Consider the following 7,523-nt stretch of genomic DNA (forward strand, 5'->3'; position numbering starts at 1 on the left):
CGGGTAGACCTCGCATTGGCTCGGTTCATCAAAGGCGACAAGAACGGCAAACGTAGCGGTAAGCCTAGATTTAAGGGGAAGAACCGCTATCGCACCTTTGCTTATCAGCGAGTCAAACCCGACTGCATCCAGGGCAATAAAGTCACGCTGCCCAAGCTGGGTGAAGTCAAGTTTATTCAACATCGCCTTGTGCCAGAGGGATTCACGATTAAGCGGGCTCTGGTAACAAAGAAGGCCGATAGCTGGTATGTCACGTTAACCCTTGAAGACAAGAGCGTTCCTGACTTGCCAGTTATCGAGATACAGCCCACCGAAACCAATAGCATTGGCGTGGATGCCGAACTGGAATACTTCATCGCCGGCTCTGATGGTTTAACTAAGCAACCGCCAAAGTTTTACCGCCAATCTGAAGACAAATTAGCTAAGCTCCAGGCAAAGCGAGACGCCAGGGCTAAAGGTTCAAAGCCGCGCCGTAAGCTGAATGAGCGTATTGCCAAGTTGCACCAACGCATTGCACGGCAACGGAAGCAGTGGCATTTTGAAACCGCTCGAGAGTTAATCGAGAAAGCGGAAGTCATCTTTGTCGAGGCTCTGAAAGTTTCTAATATGTCCCGACGAAATAGGCCGAAGCCGGGGGAGAACGGAACGTTTCTCCCTAACGGGCAAGCAGCCAAGTCGGGCTTGAATAAAAGTTTGGCTGATGCTGGGATAGCTGGGTTCCTCAACGATGTACTGCCTTACGTGGCTGAAAGAGCTGGTAAGCGGGTCGTGAAGGTTAATCCTGCTGGCACATCCCAACATTGTGCAATGTGCCTGAACCGAGTGCCGAAGGAATTGTCCGATCGCTGGCATGAATGCCCTTATTGCAGGGCGTCCATGCCGCGAGATGTGAATTCTGGGTTACTCATCAAAAAAGTGGGGTTGGGCGTTCGCCTCACTATAAAACGCGAATCCCGTAACGAGAGGAGAAGCCCACGCCGTACTGCTTAGCGGTCGGCGTCGGGAGTACGTCACTTCCCTCGATGCAGTTGATTTCACGAGCGTTTCATATTTGAGCGTCATGATGGAGGCGATCGCTGTCAGACAAGCGGCATTGTCCCGTCGTGCTAGCCACCATTAAAGGCGGTGTGTCAATCTTCCTATCCTTTGTATGTCATTTATAAATCGAAATATATTCATATAATATGACGTGCGATCGTCGATCGATGTTCTATTCCAGTGCTGCTGTCGTTTTTACAAGAGATCGTGAGCGATATTGAAAAAACCTCTCTTAAGTTAGATGTTTTACGCTCAATTAATCTGAAATACTGTTTTATAAAGAGTTTAAACCGAATTATTCGTTTGCGATCGAGCCGAATCAAAGCTTTTCGGACTGAGGTAACGGATACCTCATCATACAATTCTGAATTAGCGATTATCATATAAATCGATATACGTCAATAATTATGAACTTAACAACACGCCATCGGAATCGATCATGGTTCAAACTGTCAATCTGAGCTTGCAAGGCATGAGCTGCGCCGCTTGTGCCAACGCCATCGAAAAAGCGATCGCCAACGTTCCTGGCGTGAAAGGCTGCAACGTCAACTTTGCCACCGCCCAGGCCACCGTTCGCTACCAGGGCGACACGACCGACATCGAAACGATTCAACACGCCGTTTCAGATGCCGGATATCATGCCAAACCCGTCGACGACACAGATGTCGGCGATGCCGAACGGGACGCCCGCGAAGCCGAACAGCGCGATCTAACCCGTAAAGTCATTTTCGGTTGCATCGTCAGCATCGTTCTCGTCATCGGCTCTTTACCGATGATGACGGGGCTAGAGATCCCTTGGATTCCTATGTGGCTGCACCATCCTCTCCTGCAACTGGTGTTGAGTTTGCCCGTCATGGTGTGGTGCGGACAGGGCTTTTTTGTCGGTGCGTGGAAAGCGTTCAAACGCCACGCTGCTGATATGAATACCTTGGTTGCATTGGGAACCGGAGCCGCTTATCTCTATTCCTTATGGACGACGTTTTTTCCCGACTTTTTCCGCCAACAGGGAATTGCACCCGATGTCTACTACGAACCGGCTGCCGTCATTATTGCTTTAATTCTATTGGGGCGATTGCTAGAAAACCGAGCGCGAGGACGAACCTCAGAAGCCATTCGTAAACTGATGGGGCTGCAAGCAAAAACCGCTCGCCTCGTCCGCGACGGCGAAGAAATCGACGTTCCCATCGAAGACGTACAAGTCGGCGATCGCATCTTAGTCCGTCCCGGCGAAAAAATCCCCGTAGACGGCGAGATCCTCGAGGGATCTTCGACCATCGACGAATCGATGGTGACGGGAGAACCGATCCCCGTCCAAAAACAAAAAGGAGACGAAGTTATCGGGGCGACGATCAACAAAAGCGGCAGTTTCCAATTTCGAGCGGCTCGCGTCGGCAAAGATACCGTTCTCTCGCAAATCGTCCAACTCGTCCGCGACGCCCAAGGCAGCAAAGCCCCCATTCAAAAACTCGCCGATCGCGTGACGGGGTGGTTCGTTCCGGTCGTCATCGCCATCGCGATCGTGACCTTTCTCGTCTGGTTTAACGTCACCGGAAACCTTACCCTAGCGACCGTGACGATGGTGAGCGTTTTAATTATCGCCTGTCCCTGTGCCTTGGGGTTAGCCACACCCACCTCGATTATGGTCGGAACGGGTCTCGGTGCCGAGCGGGGCGTTTTGATTAAAGGGGCAGACAGCTTAGAAATCGCCCATAAAATCGACGCCATCGTCCTCGACAAAACCGGAACGCTCACCGAAGGCAAACCCAGCGTTACCAATTACGTGACCGTTTCCGGCATCGATAGCGAACTCGACCTGTTGCGTTTGGCGGCGTCTGTCGAACGCTACTCCGAACATCCTCTCGCCGAGGCGATCGTCAATTACGCCAAATCTCAGGACGTCCAGACTCCTTTACTCGATGCCGAAGCCTTTGAAGCTAAAGAAGGTATGGGCGTCGAAGCTGTCGTTGACGGAAAGCGGGTACAACTCGGTACGACGCGATGGATGTCCGAATTAGACATCGACGTTTCGGCATTGCGAGACAAACAGGAAGCCTGGGAATCCGAGGCGAAAACCACTGCTTGGATAGCCGTCGATGGCAAACTCGAGGGATTGTTGGGAATTGCCGACACCTTGAAACCTTCCTCGGCGGACGTGGTGAAGAAGCTGCATCGTATGGGATTAGAAGTCGCGATGTTGACGGGGGACAACCGCAAAACCGCCGAAGCGATCGCCCGTCAAGTGGGGATCGATCGCGTTTTCGCCGAAGTCCGTCCCGGCCAAAAATCCGATCGCGTCAAAGCACTCCAAGCCGAAGACAAAATCGTCGCGATGGTGGGGGATGGGATTAACGACGCTCCCGCCTTAGCCCAAGCCGATGTCGGTATTGCGATCGGAACGGGAACCGACGTCGCCATGTCTGCCAGCGATATCACCTTAATTTCAGGAGATTTACAAGGAATTGTCACGTCTGTTCGACTCAGCCGGGCGACAATGCGAAACATCCGACAAAATCTCTTTTTCGCCTATATCTACAACACCCTCGGAATTCCCATCGCGGCCGGCGTTCTCTATCCTTTCCTCGGCTGGTTACTCAATCCCGCGATCGCTGGAGGTGCGATGGCATTTAGTTCGGTTTCCGTGGTTACCAATGCGCTACGACTGCGCCGTGTCGACTTGTAAACCTAACCTTCAACGATGAGGGGAGCCAAGGGCGATCGAATAAGACGAACTTTCCTCCTCTCTTGACCGACCGATCTCGTCATCCCGTTGAAACAACTATGACTTTCTTTCTTACACTGCTCGGTACGTTCGTTTTTACAACGACGACGGCTCTAGCCGAACCGAAAACCGCTCCCAGTCACGAGAATTCGTTCAGAACCATCGAACAACCCCTTCCCGTGAAGGTTGGCGTTACCCTCGGAGGCATCGCTTTAATTGGCTTAGAACTGTGGTGGTTTCTCGGCAGTAAAACCCAAGCCCGAAAAGCAACGTCGGATACTGCAATTCAACAGATCGACATTACTGTCGATGGCGGTTACGCTCCCGATCGCATCGTAGTCGAAGCCGGAAAACCCGTCCGTCTGAACTTCTATCGCAAAGATCCGAGTGCCTGTGTCGAACAAGTGATTTTACCGAATTTCAAGCGATCGATAGAGTTAGCCTTAAACGAGACGACATCTGTAGAATTTACACCCCAAAAACCCGGAACCTATTCGTTTCACTGTGGCATGAATATGGTTCGTGGTGAAATCGAAGTGAGATCGCCCGACTCTTAAAAGGTCGATCGTTGGCAATCTTCACCAACAAATTAACCAATTCTTCAGTTAAAACTATCGATTAAAAAATACCAATTTTCTGATTTTATCACCTCTAAAATCTGATTGAATTGAAGTCTGTTTCTCGATCGCGTCCCGTTGAAATTCCCAATTTCCCAAATCCTCCCCTAAAATCGTACATCGTAAAATCTACGACCTCATATTATCGATGCGTAAACGCTCTCAGCCTTGGATTCAACGGCGATCGCGCTTTGTCATTGCAGCGATCGCGGCCTTCGGTGCCGTCATCACCGCCTATCTCACCCTCACCAAACTCACGGGTGGAACCGCCGCCTGTCCCACTGAAGGCTGTGACAAAGTTCTGGAAAGTCCCTACGCCACAGTGTTCGGTTTACCCCTAGCACTCTTCGGCTTCCTGGCGTATCTGGCCGTGGGAACCTTTGCCGTTTTACCTTGGTTCGCCAACCCAGAAACGAAAAAGTCGCTCCGCAACACCCTCGAACATTGGACTTGGCTGTTTTTGTTCGTCAGTAGTACGGCCATGGCGGTTTTTAGCGGCTACCTGATGTATATCATGACCGCCGAAATCCAGTCCCTGTGTCTGTACTGTATCGGTTCGGCAGTCTGCGCGATCGCCTTGTTCGTCCTGACCCTCATCGGGAGAGATTGGGAAGATCTCGGACAAATTATCTTCACCGGCATTATCGTCGCCTTCATCACCCTCATCGGTTCCCTTGCCGTTTACGCTCCCATCCACAGCCCCAAAGCCGAAACTGACAGCGGTTACGCCGTCACCACCGTTTCGGCACCAGACAACGTCGCCCTCGCCCAACACCTCGAAGAAACCGGAGCGAAGATGTACGGGGCGTTTTGGTGCAGTCACTGCTTAGAACAAAAACAGCTTTTTGGAAAAGAAGCGGCCGAAGCGATTCCCTACGTCGAATGCGACGCTAGCGGAACCAACCCGCAGCCCGAGCTCTGTCAAGCTGCCGGAATTCAAAGTTATCCCAGCTGGAAAATTAACGGTCAGTTGTATCCCGGTACGAAAACCCTCGATCGCCTCGCCGAACTGTCTGATTACACGGGATCTCAGAACTTCAGCGTTCGTTAAAGTGCGAGGCGAGGTGGTACGGGTTAGCGGGTGGATTTGACGAGGACGTTCTCGCGTGTTTTACGTACGCTCGATTGTTGTTTTCAGTAAATTTCTCATGTCTCGATTTCATTTCAACCGCCGCCAATTTCTCACCTTCAGTACCAGCAGTTTGGGGGCAGTATTACTCAACGCTTGTCTGAAGACTCAAACCTCTGAAAACACGTCTGGGGTGTCTGTCGCCACCGCCCGATCTACCCCCGTTATCGGGGCAAACCAAGCCGGTTCCGGTACGGTGGAAATGGAGTTAGAAGCACAACGAGGGCAATTGAACCTCGACGGGCGATCGATCCCCATTTACACCTATAACGGACAGTTTCCCCCACCTCGCCTCGAAGCCAAACCGGGCGATCGCGTCCGCCTTCGCTTCACGAACCGCCTCGACGAACCGACCAACCTGCACTACCACGGCCTGCACGTTCCCCCCACAGGAAACGCCGACAATGTCTTTTTGAAGGTTTCACCGGGAGAAACTCTTCTCTACGAATTCGACATTCCTCAAGACCATCCCGCAGGAACGTTTTACTACCATCCCCACTATCACGGATTCGTCGCCCGTCAGGTGTTCGCCGGATTGGGGGGATTCTTTATCGTTCGAGGAGAATTGGATGAAATTCCCGAAATCCGCAACGCCACCGAAACCTTTGCATTTTTGAAGGATTTCGACACCGATCCGACTGGGAACGCCTGGGGACATATGGAACGAATGCGGGGACGCGAGGGGCAGTACGTCACCGTCAACGGCCAGTTAAACCCCACCTTAACCTTTCCTGAAGGGGGGTTGCTGCGCTTGCGACTGTTAAATGCCTCTAACGCCCGCTTTTATCGCTTAGCTTTGGAAGACCGCCCGTTTTACCTCGTGGCGACCGATGGCGGAGCGATCGCCGAACCTGTGGAACTACAGGAATTGCTGTTAACGCCGGGAGAACGTGCCGATATTTTAATTCGGGGTGACAAGCCTGCTGCGTCGTTCCGTCTGTTGAATTTGCCCTACAACCGAGGTGGCATGGGCATGATGGGCGGTCGCGGTGGCGGGATGATGGGCGGTCGCGGTGGCGGGATGATGGGTGGTCGTCACGGTGGAATGATGGGCGGCGATCGCGATTTCAACGAACCGCAGACCCTAGCTACCCTTGCTTACGAAGGGTCAACTCCCGTGCAATCTCTACCAAGCCGTTTAATTCCCGTTTCTCCCCTTCCCGAACCGACACGAGTACGACGCTTTACCCTCAGCCACGGGATGCAGCCCGGTATGGGAATGGTGTTTTTAATTAACGGAAAAGCTTACGATGGCGATCGCATCGATACGTCAGTTCGGTTGGGCGATGTGGAGGATTGGGAGATCGTCAATCAAGGAACGTTCGACCACCCCTTTCATCTCCACATCAACCCGTTTCAAGTTGTCAGTCGCAACGGACAGTTCGATTCCCAACCCACTTGGAAAGACGTTGTTTCAGTACCTGCTGGCGAAACTGTTCGCATTCGCGTTCGTTTTCGAGATTTTGCCGGAAAAACAGTCTATCACTGCCATATCCTCGATCACGAAGATTTAGGGATGATGGGAATTATCGATATGCGGCCTGGATAGTTTTTCTACCAGCGCGGACAGTTACCGCCCCTTCCGCCACGGTGGCCGCCGTGGCGGCCGCCACCGTGATGGTGGCTGTCGAGTTGTTCTTGAGGACTTTCGTAAGTTTCGTTTGTCGAATTGCTACGAGCTTGAGGAACGCTAAAAATTGTCATTCCTGCGATCGTTGCGAGAGCAATTCCAAATGCAATCGATTTAGACATGGTTCGATTTCCTCCTATTTAGATTAAATCGAAACTTCTATATTTCACGATAGCGCGATTTTGTCTTCAATGCGATCGTCGCTTACAAACTGTTTGATAAATTTAAGATTATTTGTACGCGAGTATTATACCAAATCCTGTTTCCAAACCTGCTAAACTTTTAAGCCGCAAATTCCAGCCAATGATAGTTCGTTAAATCCCGAATCTCTTCTTGCATCTGTTCTTGAAGGACACAGCACCTTTTCCCCAACACTTCTTCAAGTTCCTC

6 protein-coding genes are annotated in these 7,523 nt (G+C 51.6%); 5 read left to right on the forward strand and 1 reads right to left on the reverse strand.

What is annotated here, in order from left to right; translation table 11 throughout:
• The 5 genes from POG22_RS03130 to POG22_RS03150 all read left to right on the forward strand — a co-directional run.
• Positions 1-990, forward strand: a 990-nt coding sequence (locus POG22_RS03130; protein ID WP_498903569.1) for an RNA-guided endonuclease InsQ/TnpB family protein, incomplete at its 5' end; no start/stop codon positions are given.
• A 487-nt stretch (positions 991-1,477) separates the two neighbouring features.
• Positions 1,478-3,718 (forward strand): heavy metal translocating P-type ATPase, encoded by a 2,241-nt coding sequence (locus tag POG22_RS03135; RefSeq protein WP_498903571.1) that lies wholly within the window; start codon positions 1,478-1,480, stop codon positions 3,716-3,718.
• A gap of 98 nt (positions 3,719-3,816) precedes the next feature.
• Positions 3,817-4,314 (forward strand): cupredoxin domain-containing protein, encoded by a 498-nt coding sequence (locus POG22_RS03140; RefSeq protein ID WP_498903573.1) that lies wholly within the window; start codon positions 3,817-3,819, stop codon positions 4,312-4,314.
• Positions 4,315-4,522: 208 nt separating this feature from the next.
• On the forward strand, positions 4,523-5,425 hold the full coding sequence (locus POG22_RS03145; protein ID WP_498903575.1) for a vitamin K epoxide reductase family protein: 903 nt from the start codon (positions 4,523-4,525) through the stop codon (positions 5,423-5,425).
• A gap of 97 nt (positions 5,426-5,522) precedes the next feature.
• Positions 5,523-7,052 carry a multicopper oxidase family protein gene (locus POG22_RS03150; RefSeq protein WP_498903576.1) on the forward strand — a complete coding sequence of 510 codons (1,530 nt, stop codon included), beginning with the start codon at positions 5,523-5,525 and terminating at the stop codon, positions 7,050-7,052.
• 5 nt (positions 7,053-7,057) lie between these two features.
• Here the strand turns inward: POG22_RS03150 and POG22_RS03155 are convergent, their stop codons facing one another.
• Positions 7,058-7,255 (reverse strand): hypothetical protein, encoded by a 198-nt coding sequence (locus POG22_RS03155; protein WP_498903578.1) that lies wholly within the window; start codon positions 7,253-7,255, stop codon positions 7,058-7,060.
• Between the last annotated feature and the right edge of the window lie 268 nt (positions 7,256-7,523).

It is taken from the genome of Geitlerinema sp. CS-897 (assembly GCF_028368005.1).
GTDB lineage: Bacteria > Cyanobacteriota > Cyanobacteriia > Cyanobacteriales > Geitlerinemataceae > Baaleninema > Baaleninema simplex.